General features: G+C 68.8%; 15 protein-coding genes. 5 read left to right on the forward strand and 10 right to left on the reverse strand.

What is annotated here, in order from left to right; translation table 11 throughout:
* Window positions 1-20 precede the first annotated feature (20 nt).
* Both HEP73_RS19025 and HEP73_RS19030 read left to right on the forward strand, forming a co-directional pair.
* Entirely contained in the window at window positions 21-503 is a 483-nt protein-coding gene (locus tag HEP73_RS19025) for a YajQ family cyclic di-GMP-binding protein (RefSeq protein WP_185821130.1), read from the forward strand.
* A gap of 72 nt (window positions 504-575) precedes the next feature.
* Complete coding sequence (locus HEP73_RS19030) at window positions 576-1136, forward strand: DUF1415 domain-containing protein (RefSeq protein ID WP_185821131.1); 561 nt, start codon at window positions 576-578, stop codon at window positions 1134-1136.
* A gap of 79 nt (window positions 1137-1215) precedes the next feature.
* Here the strand turns inward: HEP73_RS19030 and HEP73_RS19035 are convergent, their stop codons facing one another.
* Entirely contained in the window at window positions 1216-1932 is a 717-nt protein-coding gene (locus tag HEP73_RS19035) for a pseudouridine synthase (protein WP_185821132.1), read from the reverse strand.
* Window positions 1929-3002 carry a class I SAM-dependent methyltransferase gene (locus HEP73_RS19040; RefSeq protein ID WP_185821133.1) on the reverse strand — a complete coding sequence of 358 codons (1074 nt, stop codon included), beginning with the start codon at window positions 3000-3002 and terminating at the stop codon, window positions 1929-1931. Before HEP73_RS19040 ends, HEP73_RS19035 begins: the two co-directional genes overlap by 4 nt.
* A gap of 143 nt (window positions 3003-3145) precedes the next feature.
* Between HEP73_RS19040 and HEP73_RS19045 the strand changes: the two genes are divergently transcribed.
* Window positions 3146-3409 (forward strand): hypothetical protein, encoded by a 264-nt coding sequence (locus HEP73_RS19045; RefSeq protein ID WP_185821134.1) that lies wholly within the window; start codon window positions 3146-3148, stop codon window positions 3407-3409.
* A gap of 210 nt (window positions 3410-3619) precedes the next feature.
* Here HEP73_RS19045 and HEP73_RS19050 read toward each other — a convergent pair whose 3' ends face one another.
* The 5 genes from HEP73_RS19050 to HEP73_RS19070 all read right to left on the reverse strand — a co-directional run bounded on the left by HEP73_RS19050 (window position 3620) and on the right by HEP73_RS19070 (window position 8349).
* Window positions 3620-4951 (reverse strand): PQQ-dependent sugar dehydrogenase, encoded by a 1332-nt coding sequence (locus HEP73_RS19050; protein ID WP_185821135.1) that lies wholly within the window; start codon window positions 4949-4951, stop codon window positions 3620-3622.
* Between the two features lie 106 nt (window positions 4952-5057).
* Window positions 5058-5348 (reverse strand): DUF3247 family protein, encoded by a 291-nt coding sequence (locus tag HEP73_RS19055; RefSeq protein WP_185821136.1) that lies wholly within the window; start codon window positions 5346-5348, stop codon window positions 5058-5060.
* A 70-nt stretch (window positions 5349-5418) separates the two neighbouring features.
* Entirely contained in the window at window positions 5419-7422 is a 2004-nt protein-coding gene (locus tag HEP73_RS19060) for a PAS domain-containing hybrid sensor histidine kinase/response regulator (protein WP_185821137.1), read from the reverse strand.
* A gap of 189 nt (window positions 7423-7611) precedes the next feature.
* On the reverse strand, window positions 7612-7860 hold the full coding sequence (locus HEP73_RS19065; RefSeq protein ID WP_185814085.1) for a hypothetical protein: 249 nt from the start codon (window positions 7858-7860) through the stop codon (window positions 7612-7614).
* Between the two features lie 18 nt (window positions 7861-7878).
* Window positions 7879-8349, reverse strand: coding sequence for a hypothetical protein (locus HEP73_RS19070; RefSeq protein ID WP_179568814.1), 471 nt, complete (start codon window positions 8347-8349; stop codon window positions 7879-7881).
* A 207-nt stretch (window positions 8350-8556) separates the two neighbouring features.
* On the opposite strand from HEP73_RS19070, the gene HEP73_RS19075 reads away from it, so the two are divergent.
* Window positions 8557-9126, forward strand: a complete 570-nt coding sequence (locus tag HEP73_RS19075) for a DUF3016 domain-containing protein (RefSeq protein ID WP_185821138.1) — start codon at window positions 8557-8559, stop codon at window positions 9124-9126.
* A 316-nt stretch (window positions 9127-9442) separates the two neighbouring features.
* Here HEP73_RS19075 and alr read toward each other — a convergent pair whose 3' ends face one another.
* Together alr and HEP73_RS19085 are read right to left on the reverse strand one after the other, a co-directional pair.
* Complete coding sequence (gene alr / locus HEP73_RS19080; protein WP_185821139.1) at window positions 9443-10516, reverse strand: alanine racemase; 1074 nt, start codon at window positions 10514-10516, stop codon at window positions 9443-9445.
* Window positions 10495-11802, reverse strand: a complete 1308-nt coding sequence (locus HEP73_RS19085) for a D-amino acid dehydrogenase (protein WP_185821140.1) — start codon at window positions 11800-11802, stop codon at window positions 10495-10497. Before HEP73_RS19085 ends, alr begins: the two co-directional genes overlap by 22 nt.
* Before the next feature lie 148 nt (window positions 11803-11950).
* Between HEP73_RS19085 and HEP73_RS19090 the strand changes: the two genes are divergently transcribed.
* Complete coding sequence (locus HEP73_RS19090; protein WP_185821141.1) at window positions 11951-12430, forward strand: Lrp/AsnC ligand binding domain-containing protein; 480 nt, start codon at window positions 11951-11953, stop codon at window positions 12428-12430.
* A gap of 640 nt (window positions 12431-13070) precedes the next feature.
* Here HEP73_RS19090 and HEP73_RS19095 read toward each other — a convergent pair.
* Window positions 13071-13448, reverse strand: coding sequence for a baeRF12 domain-containing protein (locus HEP73_RS19095; protein ID WP_185821142.1), 378 nt, complete (start codon window positions 13446-13448; stop codon window positions 13071-13073).
* Between the last annotated feature and the right edge of the window lie 135 nt (window positions 13449-13583).

Genomic DNA, 13583 nt, shown 5'->3' on the forward strand with positions numbered 1-13583 from the left:
GTCTTTCCCGAGGAACTGCCATGCCTTCCTTCGACGTCGTCTCCGAAATCGACAAGCACGAACTGACCAATGCCATCGACCAGGCGAACCGCGAGCTGTCGACCCGCTTCGACTTCAAGGGCGTGCAGGCCAGCTTCGAGCTCGACGACCAGGTCATCAACCAGGCCGCGCCGAGCGACTTCCAGGTCAAGCAGATGACCGACATCCTGCGCGCGCGGCTGATCGCGCGCGGCATCGACGTGCGCTGCCTGGAATTCGGCGACGTGGAGACCAACCTGGCCGGCGCGCGGCAGAAGGTCACGGTCAAGCAGGGCATCGAGCAGAAGCTGGCCAAGAAGATCGTCGCGACGATCAAGGACGCCAAGCTCAAGGTCGAAGCGCAGATCAACGGCGACAAGCTGCGCATCAGCGGCAAGAAGCGCGACGACCTGCAGGACGTGATGGCGCTGCTGAAGAAGAGCGATTTCGAGCTGCCGCTGCAGTTCGAGAATTTCCGCGACTGAGCCGCGCGCGGCGGCACACCCGCCGCAGCCGCTTCGCCCAATCGCCGCCCGCCCTCGCCCGCCGGAATCGCCTTGAACGACCTCGACCCCACCGCCGACCCGATCGCGCTGACCCGCCAATGGCTGGAACGCGCGGTGATCGGCTTGAACCTGTGCCCGTTCGCCAAGGCGGTGCATGTCAAGCAGCAGATCCGCTACGTGCTCAGCGACGCGACCACGCCCGAAGCCTTGCTGGAAGAGTTAAGCGAGGAACTGCTGTTGCTGCGCGACACGCCGGCCGAGCAGATCGACACCACGCTGATCGTGCATCCGCAGGTGCTGGGCGATTTCCTGGACTACAACGATTTCCTCGACAACGCCGACGCCGCGGTCGAAGCGCTGGACCTGCACGGCATCCTGCAGGTGGCCAGCTTCCATCCGCACTACCAGTTCGCCGGCACCGCGCCGGACGACATCGGCAACTACACCAACCGTGCGCCCTTCCCCACCTTGCACCTGTTGCGCGAGGACAGCGTCGAACGCGCCGTGGTCGCGTTCCCGGACGCGGACGTGATCGTGGAGCGCAATCTGCAGACGTTGGAGAAGTTGGGGCTGGACGGGTGGAAAAAGCTGTTCGAGAGCCGGGATTCGTGATTGGGGATTCGTGATTGGTAACGGCAAGGATCGCCAGAGCGCGCTGACCGCGCTTTTACCAATCCCCAATCCCCAATCCCTAATCCCGAATCCCGGCCCCCAACACCTGCGCCAGATCCGCCGCCCCCAGCGCGCGCCACTGCCCGGCCGGCAGCGTCTCGTCCAGGGCGAAGCCGCCGATGCGGCTGCGATGCAAGCTCGCCACGTGGTTGCCGACCGCGGCGAACATGCGCCGCGCCTGGTGGTAGCGGCCTTCGTACAGAGTGATGCGCGCCTGGCGCGGGCCGAGCACTTCCAGTTCCACCGGCAGCAGCGGCGTGGTCTCGCCGTCCAGCAGCAGGGTGCCGCTGGCGAACTGCGCCGCCTCGTCGCCGCGCAGGTCCTCGGCCAGGGTCGCTTCGTAGACCTTGGCCAGCTGCGATTTCGGCGAAACGATGCGGTGCAGTAGCGCGCCATCGTCGGTCATCAGCAGCAGGCCGCTGGTGTCGCGGTCCAGCCGCCCGACCGTGGACAGCAACGGCGAGCGCAGGCGGAAGCGCGGCGGCAGCAGGTCGTAGACGATGCGGCCCGGGTCCTTGGTCGAACAGGTGTAGCCGACCGGCTTGTGCAGCGCCAGGATCAGTCCCGGCGGCGGGTCCAGCGCCTCGCCGTCGACCCGGATCGCGGCATGCTCGACCTGGTCGTCGGCGTACAGCACCTCGCCGTCGGCGTCGGTGATGAGGCCTTCGCGGAACATCTGGGTGACCTGCTTGCGGCTGCCGTAGCCCAGGTTGGCCAGGTGTTTGACCAGCTTCACCGGCGCACCGTGGCGCGGGCGCGCACCGCCTGGATCAGCTTGAAGCCGTCGCGGGTGGCGATCACGCTGGTGTCGCCGAAGCTGGCGTCGAGCACCGCCTCGTACGGCAGGTGCCGGTTCGCGACCAGATACAGCTTGCCGCCGGGCTTGAGCGCCTGTGCGGCCACGGCGATGAAGCGGCGGCCGATGTCCGGGCGCTCCATCCGCCCCGGCGCGTGGAACGGCGGATTGGTGACGATGAAGTCGTATTGCGCCGGCAGCCCCGCGGTCACGTCGTGCCAGTGGTAGCCGATCTCCACCGCGACCGGCGCCTGCGCCAGGTTCGAGCGCGCCAGCGCCAGCGCGCGCGCATCGGCCTCAAACAGATCCAGCGCGGCGATCTTCGGGCAACGTGCCAGCAATTCCGCCGACAGATAGCCATAGCCGGCGCCAAGATCGGCGCCACGGCCGGCCAGGTCGGCCGGCAGGTGCTCGGCCAGCAGCGCCGAAGCCGGATCGATACGGTCCCAGGCGAACACGCCGGGCCGGCTGCGGAAACGTCCGTCCAGGATCGGCCGCGCCGCGTCCAGCTTGGCCCAGCGCTGCTGCAGCGCGGCGTCGTGGCCACCTTGCAGCGGCGCGGTCCAGTACACGCGGCAGTGGTGCTTGGTCAGCTTGCCGCCGAGGCCGGCCAGCTGCTGCAGGTCGTCCTCGCCGGAGCGGGCGCCCTCGTTGTTGGACTGGCAGGCGACCACGATGCCGCCCGGCGCGGCCAGCGCCAGCGCGCGCGCCAGCAGCGCCCGCGCCTCGTCGCGCTGCCGCGGCGGCAGCACCAGCACCTGCGCATAGCCGCCGGCGTCGTCGTGGTCGTCGGCGTCCTCGGCACGGACCTGCCAGCCGCCCTGCTCCAGGGCGGCGGCGAACGGGCGGTAGCCCTGCTCGCAGACCAGTTGCGCCGGCTGAGCGTGCTGGCGCAGCGCCCAGCCGTCGCGGGCGCGCAGGAACAGCACCTTGCCGGCCGGCCAGCGCAGCGCGCCTTGGGCGAAGGGCAGGAACAGGGTATCGAGGGGAGCGTCTTGCAGAGCCGGCATCGGGATCGGAATCGGTCGGGGAGCGCGCATTCTACCGGCAGCCCGGCGCCGGCCAGGTTTTGCGCCAAGTGAACGCATCATTGATGCAATGGCAACATTGCCGCGCCTAGGCTGCAGGTCAACCCGGACGGATGGAGTGGCATATGCGCGCAGTGTTCATCGGTGGCGTCGTCGACAACAGCGAAGTGGATCTGGAAGGCAGCCAACCGCCGCTGCACTATCCGGAAAACACCGGCACCGGACGCCCGCGCTACCGCCTGCACCAGCGCGGCGCGCGCGACGACGGCAGCGTGGTGTACGCGGTCTATGCCGCGCCGGAATTGGGCGACACCGAGGTGGAGCGCGTGTTCAACGAGCGCGGCTACGCACGCCGCTTCGGGGTGGAACCGGCGCCGGTGGAGCACTAGCCGCGCGCCGGATCGATCTCCATTGCAGCGAGATCCGCCCTAACCAGATGACGTGACGCAACTTGTAGGAGCGGCTTCAGCCGCGACAGGGTCTTCTCGAACACCTGTCGCGGCTGAAGCCGCTCCTACAGTGATATCCAAATATCTCCATCCTCGATCTTTCGAACGTGCCCGGTTCCCAGCAGAACCGGGCACGGCGACCGCAGCCGACTACTTCCCGGCCTTCGGCGTCACTCGCCAGATCACGTTGCCGACATCGTCGGCCACCAGCAGCGCGCCGGGCTTGTCCACCGCCACGCCGACCGGGCGGCCCTGGGCCTTGCCTTCGGCGTCGAGGAAGCCGGTCAGCACGTCCTGCGCCTTGCCGCTGGGCTTGCCGTTGGCGAAGGGCACATAGACCACCTTGTAGCCGGACGGCGGATCGCGGTTCCAGGAGCCGTGCTGGCCGATGAAGGCGCCGCCCTGGTAGGCCTGCGGCAGCAGCGCGCCTTCGTAGAAGGTCAGGCCCAGCGAGGCGGTATGCGCGCCCAGCGCGTAATCGGGCTTGATCGCGCTGGCCACCATCTCCGCATTCTGCGGCTGCACGCGTTCGTCCACGTGCTGGCCGTAGTAGCTGTACGGCCAGCCGTAGAAGCCGCCTTCGCGCACCGAGGTCAGGTAGTCGGGCACCAGATCGCTGCCGATCTCGTCGCGTTCGTTGACCACCACCCACAGCGAGTCCGCGCCGGGCTGCCAGGCCAGGCCCACCGGGTTGCGCAGGCCGCTGGCGAATACCCGGGTGGCGCCGCTGTGCGCGTCCACTTCCAGGATCGCGGCGCGATTGAGTTCGGCGTCCATGCCGTTCTCGGCGACGTTGCTGTTGGAGCCCACGCCGACGTAGAGCTTGTTGCCGTCGCGGCTGGCCAGCAGGCTCTTGGTCCAGTGATGGTTGATGCCGCCGGGCAGATTGGCGACGAAGCTCGGCGCGGCGCTGATCTGGGTGTCGCCGTCCTTGTACGGGAAGCTGACCAGCGCATCGGCATTGGCGACGTACAGGCGGTCGCCGACCAGGGCGATGCCGAACGGCGAATACAGCCCCTTGAGGAATTGCGTGCGCACCTCCGCCACGCCGTCGCCATCGGCGTCGCGCAGCAAGGTGATGCGGTTGGCGCTGGGCACGGTGGAACCGGCCTTGGCCATCATCGCGCCCTGGATCTTGTCGCGCAGGCCGCTGCTCTCTTTTTCCGGCGCCGGCGGCGCGGCGGTCTCGGCCACCAGCACATCGCCGTTGGGCAGCACGTACAGCCAGCGCGGATGGTCCAGGTCGCGGGCGAAGGCCTGCACCGCCAGGCCGGCGGCCGGCACCGGCGCGGCGCCTTCGGCCCAGCGCTTGACCTCGGCGACCTTCACCGTGGGGATCATGCGCTTGACCGGATCGGGCAGCACCGGATCGGGCCCCATCCCATCCTCGATGGAATGCTTGGCGGTATCGCCACAAGCGCTCAACGCGGCAGCGGACAGGAGACACAGTGCCCAACGGGCCGGGGACGAGGGAAGGCGCATCGCTGCTCAACTCTCCAGGGTGGCGACAGGACCACCGATGATGCACAGCGCGCGCTCGGCAAACGTGAAATAGATGTCAAATGCCGTTACGCGTCGCCTGCTGCGCTCATGAGGTTGGCGTCAATGGCTCGACCTCGCGGATGCGGTCCAGCCAGATGTAGTGCTGCTGCTCCGGATGCAGCAGGTCGTCCAGCCGCACCACGCCGTTGATGCCTTCATGCTCCTCGTGATCGCGAAAGGTCTGCAAGGTGGGACGCACCGAGACCGTGCCGCTGACCTGGCTGCCATCGACCAAGCGCAAAAGCACCTGCGCCTGGTCCGGCAATTTCGGCAGCCATGCCTGCAATGCGGCGATGGCCTCGGGATCGGTGTGCACCGCGTCGGCGTACTTGCTCATGCGCATCTCCAGCGAGGGAAAACCCGCACGCTAGCGGCCATCGCGTGAATGCACGGGAAAAACGCCGCGTTTATTCCTGACGCGCGAAACGCACCGCGGACACCAACTGCGCCACGCTGTACGGTTTGGCCAGATGCTCCTGGAAACCGGACTGCAGGGCGCGCTGGCGATCGTCGTCGCGCGCCAGCGCGGTCACCGCCACCGCCGGCAACTCGGCCGCCTGCAGGCCCATGTTCTCGCGGATCGTGCGGATCAGGCCGTAGCCGTCCATGCCCGGCATGCCGATATCGGTGACCATCACGTCGATGCGGGTGTGGCCGCCATCGTCGAGCACCGCCAACGCCTCGCTGGCGGAACCGGCCGCGACCACCTCGGCGCCCTGCTCTTCCAGCAGCCGCCGCAGGTATTCGAGCATGTCCGGCTGGTCTTCCACCGCCAGCAGGCGCATGCCCTTCAGCGCATACGCTTCCACCACCTGCTCGGCCATCGCGAACGCGCGCACCTCGCGCAACGGCCGCTTGCCCGGCGTGTCGCGGTGCAACGGCAGGCGCACGGTGAACACCGCACCGCAGCCGCGGCCCTCGCTGGCCGCGCTGACCTGGCCGCCATGCATTTCCACCAGCTGCTGCACGATCGCCAGGCCCAGGCCGAGCCCGCCGTGCAGACGCGTGGTGGTGCCGTCGGCCTGGCGGAACCGGCCGAACAGGTGCGGCAGGAAATCCGCTGGAATGCCGTCGCCGGAGTCGCGCACCGCCACCGTCACGTGCTCGCCATCGGCATCGAGGTCGATCGCCAGTTCGATCCGCCCATGCGCCGGGGTGAACTTGATCGCGTTCGACAACAGGTTCCAGAACACCTGCTGCAGGCGCGTGGCATCGCCCAGCACCAGGCACGGCTGCGCCGGCTCGCGCAGGCTCAACGCCTGGTCCTTGCCTTCGGCCACCGGCTCCTGCGCACGCAGCGCCTCGCGCACCTGTTCGGTCAGGTCCAGCGTCTCGATTTCCAGCTGCACCTTGCCCAGCAGCATGCTGCTCAGGTCGAGCATGTCCGAGATCAGCCGTTGCTGCGCGCGCGCGCTGCTGGCGATCACCGACAAGCCCTTGTTGCTCGGATCGCCCGGCGGCAACCGCTGCAGCAGCAGGTCGCTCCAGCCCAGGATGGTGGTCAACGGGGTGCGCAGTTCGTGCGACAGCGTGGCCAGGAATTCGTCCTTCAGCCGCGCCATGCTCTCGGCGGCATTGCGCGCGCTGCGTTCCGATTCCAGCAACTGCTCGCGGGCCAGTTCGATGTCGCGGCGCTCGGTGACGTCCGGGCTGCTGCCGGCCAGGCCGATGAACTCGCCCTCGGCCGAATAGCGCGGCACCGCGGTCATCTCCACCCAGCGCCATGCGCCGTCGTGGCGGCGCGCGCGCACCAGCGCGCGCAGGTTGCGTTGTTCGTCCAGCGCGCTGCGCAGCTCGAAGGCGAACACGCCGGCGTCCTGCGGATGCAGAACATCGCCCCAGCCCGGCCGCGCCTCGTCGGCCTGCAGGTCGATGCCGAAGAATTCGGCGTAGGCGGTATTGGTGAAACGCAACTGGCCGGTGGCGTCCAGCACCCAAACCGGCATCGGCAGGCCCTCGGCGAGCGCACTGAAGCGCGCCTCGCTCTCGGCCAGGTCGCGCTCCACGCGCTTGCGTTCGGTGATGTCGAGGAACTGCACGGCGACCAGGTGCCGTTCCGGCGCACCGACGCGGAACGCATCCACCGCCCACCAGCGGCCCAGCGCGGATGCGTAGTTCTCGAACTTGGCCGAGCGCCCGCTCAGCGCGACCTCGCCATACACGCGGAACCAGTGGTCCTCGTGGGTCGGCGACAACTCGCGCATGCGCCGGCCGATCACGTCGCGCATGCCGGTCTCGCGCTCGAACGCCGGATTGACCTCCAGGAACACGTAGTCGACCGCGCGTTGCGTGTCGTCGAACAGCACCTGCACCACACAGAAACCGGAGTCGATCTTGTCGAAGATCTCGCGGTAGTTCAGGCCCGACGCCTGCGTGGGCGACGTGGAGGAAGATTCGGTGCTGACATGCATGCGGGAATTTGCTCTGGAGACGGCCTGCGGTGGCAGAGGCGGCGACGCGCTCCGCGCCTGCGGCGCGATGACGATGGCTCAGGACCGGAAAATGCTCAGACCGGAACAGCGCGACGGACCCCGCATCTTGTTAAGCCGCTCCGCTGCCGTCAAGCCGGCCAGGCTGGCCAGCGCTGCAGCGACGCTGGGTCACCAGAGAAAAGCGACGACCAGCACGATCCCCAGCAGCGACAGCGCGATACCTGCGATGACACCCCATTGGGTCAGCCGCGCGCTGCGCAGCGCCTGCTCTTCCAGCCAGCGCTCGGCTTCCTGCCGCCACGACGGCGGCGGCGACTGGTCCAGCATCTGCTGCACCCGCGCCACGCCGAGTTCGCGGCATTGCTGCCGGCACTGTTCCGGCGCGGTGACGTCGTCGGGCGAGATTGCATACGACATGCGCGGTCTCCTTTTTCTCTAGCCCAGCGTGAAACGCGGGCTGTCGCTGGCCAGTTCGTGCTCCACCGCCATCCGCGCCAGGCGCGTGTAGTTGGCGCGCGGGCCGGCACCGCGGCCGACGATCAGGCCCAGGTATTCCAGGCCGGTCCAGACCCGCGCCTTCCACTCGACCCCGCTCTCGGCCAGGACCAGGGTCAACGAATAGCGGAACGCCTGCCCCTGCGGACTGCGGTAGGCATAGATCGGCGGGAACTGCACCGCCACGTCCTGCTGCTCGCCCAGCGAGGCCAGGTAGCGGCGCAGTTCCTGGCGCACGTCTTCGCCCGGGTTCAGGCGCAGGTGGCGCGCGGCCGCATCCAGGTCCGCTTGCTGATCGACGAAACTGGCCGCGCCGCTCGCCGGGCTGTGCCCGTGCCGCTTGGCCCAGTCGATGAACTGCAGGCGGACGTCCGACGCTGCGTGGGCTTGGTGGAACAGCGGCATCTTCATGCGATCGATCCCCGAATCGTGTTCATGTGCGAATGTGCGCATGGTCGCGCGGGCGGCGTGAAGCACGCGGCGACACAGCGTGAACCGCATGTCACATGCCCCGGCCCATGAACCGGCGGAGAACGATGGCGGCCGGTGGCCGCGTCGCGATTGCGGCGGCGCCCGCGCAGGCACACACTGGCATGGCCGTTTCCGTGGAGATCCGCGATGAAGATCCGATATGCCTGGACGGCGCTGGCCCTGGCCTGCCTGGTGGCAGGCGGCGCTTCCGCCGAAATCCGCAATGTCACCGATCCGCAGGCCGTGCGCAGCACCGAAGGCGACAGCCCGGTGCAGGTGCGCTGGACCGACCCCGCCGCTTTCAGCGAACTGCGCTACAGCCGCAATCGCTGGGAAGCGCAGCGCGGCGACTGGGTGCGCGATCTGGCCGATTACCTGCAGCAACGCGCCAGCAAGCAGCTGGCGCCCGGCCAGCGGCTGCAGGTGGAGCTGACCGACATCAAGCGCGCCGGCGACTACGAGTCCTGGCACGGTCCGCAATGGAACGATGTGCGGGTGATGCGCGACATCTACCCGCCGCGGATCAGCCTGAATTTCACCCTGTACGGCGCCGACGGACAGGTGCTGGAGCAGGGCGAGCGCAAGCTGCTCGACAGCAGCTACCTGATGAACAGCTCGATCGGCCTGAACACCGACCCGCTGCGCTACGAGAAGCGGATGTTCGACGATTGGCTGCGCCGCGAGTTCCGCGACAAGGCGGCGGTGGCCGAGCGCTGAGCGGGTGGCGTGCCTTCGGGTACTCGTTTGTCGCGGCTGAAGCCGCTCCTACAGATGAGCCGAGGACACGCTGCGGCGAGCCTCTCTGTGGGAGGGACTTCAGTCCCGACGCTGTCTGGTTGAGGCACATCCATCGCTTCGCTCGTCGCGACTGAAGTCGCTCCCACAGTCGCTTGCGGCACGCATGCGGGAGCACTGTAGGAGGGGCTTCAGCCCCGACGGTTTCCGAAGCCGAAGGTCTATCGCTCCGCTTGTCGCGGCGCGGCGCCGCTCCCGCAAAGCGCCGCGCGGCCCCGGACAGGCGCGGGCGCGCCGCTCAGCCGTCCAGGTACTGCCGCGGCGCGCGCTTGAGGCCGCACAGCAGGCGGTAGGCGCTGGAGCTGCAGCGCGCCGCCAGGGTGTCGATGCGCGGCTGCGCGCCCCACAGCTGTACCTCGCTGCCGAGTCCGGCCTGCGGGTGCTCGGTGAGGTCCACGGTCAGCATGTCCATCGACACCCGCCCGATCAGCGCGCCGGGCGCCCCGTCGATCAGCACCGGCGTGCCGTTCGGCGCGAACTGCGGATAGCCGTCTGCATAGCCGATCGCCACCACGCCGACCCGGGTCGGCCGCGGCGCGACGAAACGCGCGCCGTAGCCCACCGGCTCGCCGACCGCCAGTTCGCGCACCGCGATGACCCTGGACTGCAAGGTCATCACCGGACGCAGCTCACCCGGCAGCTCGGCACCGGCGGCGAACGGGTCGGCGCCGTACAGCATCAGCCCGGGGCGGCCCCAGTCGCTGTGCAGTTGCGGCCAGCCCAGCAGGCCCGGCGAATTGCACAGACTGGTCTCGCCGGCCAGGCCGGCGGTGGCCTGGCGGAACACCTCGGCCTGCTCCAGGGTGCGCGCGCTGTCCAATTCGTCGGCGCGCGCGAAGTGACTCATCAGCACCAGCCGTTCGACCTGCGGCAGCACGCTCAGCCGCGCATGCGCGGCACGGAATTCGTCCGGCGCCAGGCCCAGCCGGTGCATGCCGCTGTCCAGCTTCAGCCACAAGCACAGCGGCTGCGGTGCGGCATAGGCGGCGATCGCCTCCACCTGCCACGGCGAGGCCACCGCGCACCACAGCCGGTGCTCGGCGATCAGCGGCAGTTCGTCGGCATCGAAGAAGCCTTCCAGCAGCAGGATCGGCGCGGCGATGCCGGCCTGGCGCAGCTCCAGCGCCTCCTCGATGCAGGCCACCGCGAAGCCGTCGGCCTCCGCTTCCAGCGCGCGCGCGCAGGCCACCGCGCCGTGCCCGTAGGCATCGGCCTTGACCACCGCCAGCGCCTTGCCGCCGCCCAGTCGCCGGGCCAGGCGGTAGTTGTGGCGCAGCGCCTGAAGATCGATCAACGCACGGGCTGGACGCACGAACTTGCCTCTGCGACGGGCGCCGAGGCGCCGCGCGAATAACGGAAAATGTCCAGGCCCTCGCCGCTGATCTGCGGCTGGCGCTGGGCGATCAGGTCGGCCAGGTAGCGGCCGGAGCCGCAGGCCATGGTCCAGCCGAGGGTGCCGTGGCCGGTGTTGAGGAACAGATTGCGGTAGCCGGTGGCGCCGACCACCGGGGTGCCGTCGGGCGTGGCCGGGCGCAGCCCGGTCCAGAATTCGGCGCGGGCCAGGTCGCCGCCGCGCGGGTACAGGTCGTTCACTACGTTTTCCAGGGTGGCGCGGCGCCGCGCCGGCAGCGACAGGTCGAAGCCGGCCAGTTCGGCCATGCCGCCGACGCGGATGCGCTGGTCGAAGCGGGTGATCGCCACTTTGTAGGTTTCGTCGAGGATGGTGGACATCGGGGCCAGCGCCGCGTCGCGGATCGGCAACGTCAGCGAATAGCCCTTCAACGGATACACCGGCAGGCGGATGCCCAGCGGCGCGAGCAGCTGCGGAGAATAACTGCCCAGGGCGACCACGTAGCGGTCGGCGCGCTCCAGGCGGCCACCGATGCGCACGCCGTCGAGGCGGTCGCCATCGGCATGCAGGCCGTCGATGGTCTCGCCGTAGCGGAACTGCACGCCGGCCGCGGCCGCCAGCGCGGCCAGGCGCTGGGTGAACAGGCGGCAGTCGCCGGTCTGGTCGTTGGGCAGGCGCAGCGCGCCGACCAGGGTGGCCGGGGCGCTGGCCAGCGCCGGCTCGATGCGGGCGATGCCGGCGCGGTCGAGCAGTTCGTAGGGCACGCCGTACTCGCGCAGCACCTCGATGTCCTTGGCCGCGCCGTCCAGCTGCGCCTGGGTGCGGAACAGCTGGGTGGTGCCGAGCTGGCGGCCTTCGTAGGCGATGCCGGTGTCGGCGCGCAGCTGGTCCAGGCAGTCGCGACTGTATTCGGACAGCCGCACCATGCGCGCCTTGTTGATCGCATAGCGCTCGGCGGTGCAGTTGCGCAGCATCTGCGCCAGCCACAGGTACTGGTGGATGTCGCCAGTGGGGGTGATGGCCAGCGGCGCATGGCGCTGGAACAGCCATTTCAGCGCCTTCAGCGGCACCCCGGGCGCGGCCCAAGGGGAGGCGTAGCCGGGCGACACCTGGCCGGCGTTGGCATAGCTGGTTTCCAGCGCCGCCGCGGGCTGGCGATCGACCACCGTCACTTCGCAGCCGCTGCGCGCCAGATACCACGCCGTGGCCGTGCCGATCACACCGCTGCCGAGAACCAGAACGCGCATGCGCTTACCTCTGTCGGATCAAATCCCTGGCTGAATGGCGCCAGAGATGGGTTTAGGCGCAGTATATGGAGCGCAAGCCAGGATTTTCCGCTGATTTTCGAATACCCGGCAGGTCAATCCCCTGCCCCAGCCCGCCGAGACACGCCCCATGGCCACACGCACCCGCGAACTGGACAAGATCGACCGCAAGATCCTGCGCATTCTGCAGCAGGAAGGGCGTATTTCCTTCACCGAGCTGGGCGAGCGGGTCGGCCTGTCGACCACCCCGTGCACCGAGCGGGTGCGCCGGCTGGAACGCGACGGCGCCATCACCGGTTACTACGCGCGGCTGGACCCGCACTTCCTCAAGGCCAGCCTGCTGGTGTTCGTGGAGATCAGCCTGGCCTACAAGTCCGGCGACATCTTCGAGGAATTCCGCCGCGCCGCCTTGAAGCTGCCCAACGTGCTGGAATGCCACCTGGTCTCCGGCGACTTCGACTACCTGCTCAAGGCGCGGATCAGCGAGATGGCCTCGTACCGCAAGCTGCTCGGCAGCACCTTGCTGACCCTGCCGCACGTGCGCGAGTCGAAGAGCTACATCGTGATGGAAGAGGTGAAGGAAACGCTGAGCCTGCCGATCGCCGACTGAGCGTCATCCCCCTCTCCCGCCGGCGACCGAAGGAAGTCCCGTGGGAGAGAGGGGTTGAGGTGAGGGTATGGCGCGAAGCGTCTCGCGGAGTTTGGGTGCACTAGGCTTCGCCCGGACCCTCATCCGCCCCTGCGGGGCACTTTCTCCCGGAGGGAGAAGGAACCGCGGCTAACCCCTCTCCCTCCGGGAGAGGGGTTGGGGTGAGGGTAAGGCGCGAAGCGTCTCGTGGAGTTGGGTGCACGAGGCTTCGCCCGTACCCTCATCCGCCCCTGCGGGGCACCTTCTCCCGGAGGGAGAAGGAACCGCGGCTAGCCCCTCTCCCGCCGGGAGAGGGGTTGGGGTGAGGGTACGGCGCGAAGCGACTCGTGGAGTTTGGGTGCACGAGGCTGGGCACGTACCCTCATCCGCCCCTGCGGGGCACCTTCTCCCGGGGGGAGAAGGAACAGCCGCTAGCCCCTCTCCCGCCGGGAGAGGGGTTGGGGTGAGGGTCCGGCGCGAAGCGACTCGCGAAGTTTGGATGTGCGAGGCTACGCCCGTACCCTCATCCGCCCTTCGGCCACCTTCCCCCGAAAAGGGGGCCATGGTCCCAAGGGGAGAAGGAAGTAGGCGCATGCCAAATCGGCCTGCGCGACGGCCACGCTTACGCCAGCAGCTTTTCCAGCTCGTCGCGCGAGGTGTGCGCGTGGTTCTTGGCAAGTTCCGACACCACCCGCTTCTGGACTTCCTTGTGCAGCAGCGGCCGCAGCTGGCCCAGGGTCTGCGGATCGGCGACCAGCACCAGGTGTTCGAAGTCGCTGCGCAGTGCGCCCTGGTACAGCCGCTCGGCCAGCTGGCGGACGAAGCCGGCCTCGTCCATGGTCATCGGCCGGTCGCCGTCTTCGACGCCTTCGATCGGCGTGGGCGTCAGCACTTCGGTCTGCTCCAGCAGCGAGGTCTGGCCGGCCAGATTGGTGCGGAACAGGCGGGCGCTGGCGCGGTCGGCGACGACCACCAGGGTGTTGTCGGGAAGCTTGCTCATCGGTTCTCCTAGCGAAGGTGCGGCACAGGCACCGGCGGCACCTGCGTGCAGGCAGTCTAGGAACCGGTTCGTGAGGATTGCGGCCACGAAACGTTCGCCGCGCGTTCACGCCAGCGCAACGGATCGGCCCGGGCG

Origin of the sequence: Xanthomonas sp. GW (assembly GCF_014236815.1) — a bacterium.
Lineage (GTDB): Bacteria > Pseudomonadota > Gammaproteobacteria > Xanthomonadales > Xanthomonadaceae > Xanthomonas_A.

Bases quoted from the DNA above. Each gene is read 5' to 3' on its own strand.
- HEP73_RS19090 (WP_185821141.1), top strand. From the start codon at position 11,951: ATGGCCACACGCACCCGCGAACTGGACAAGATCGACCGCAAGATCCTG.
- HEP73_RS19075 (WP_185821138.1), top strand. From the start codon at position 8,557: ATGAAGATCCGATATGCCTGGACGGCGCTGGCCCTGGCCTGCCTGGTG.
- HEP73_RS19040 (WP_185821133.1), bottom strand. From the start codon at position 3,002: ATGCCGGCTCTGCAAGACGCTCCCCTCGATACCCTGTTCCTGCCCTTC.
- HEP73_RS19055 (WP_185821136.1), bottom strand. From the start codon at position 5,348: ATGAGCAAGTACGCCGACGCGGTGCACACCGATCCCGAGGCCATCGCC.
- HEP73_RS19095 (WP_185821142.1), bottom strand. From the start codon at position 13,448: ATGAGCAAGCTTCCCGACAACACCCTGGTGGTCGTCGCCGACCGCGCC.
- HEP73_RS19065 (WP_185814085.1), bottom strand. From the start codon at position 7,860: ATGTCGTATGCAATCTCGCCCGACGACGTCACCGCGCCGGAACAGTGC.
- HEP73_RS19045 (WP_185821134.1), top strand. From the start codon at position 3,146: ATGCGCGCAGTGTTCATCGGTGGCGTCGTCGACAACAGCGAAGTGGAT.
- HEP73_RS19070 (WP_179568814.1), bottom strand. From the start codon at position 8,349: ATGAAGATGCCGCTGTTCCACCAAGCCCACGCAGCGTCGGACGTCCGC.
- HEP73_RS19085 (WP_185821140.1), bottom strand. From the start codon at position 11,802: ATGCGCGTTCTGGTTCTCGGCAGCGGTGTGATCGGCACGGCCACGGCG.
- HEP73_RS19025 (WP_185821130.1), top strand. From the start codon at position 21: ATGCCTTCCTTCGACGTCGTCTCCGAAATCGACAAGCACGAACTGACC.
- HEP73_RS19050 (WP_185821135.1), bottom strand. From the start codon at position 4,951: ATGCGCCTTCCCTCGTCCCCGGCCCGTTGGGCACTGTGTCTCCTGTCC.
- HEP73_RS19060 (WP_185821137.1), bottom strand. From the start codon at position 7,422: ATGCATGTCAGCACCGAATCTTCCTCCACGTCGCCCACGCAGGCGTCG.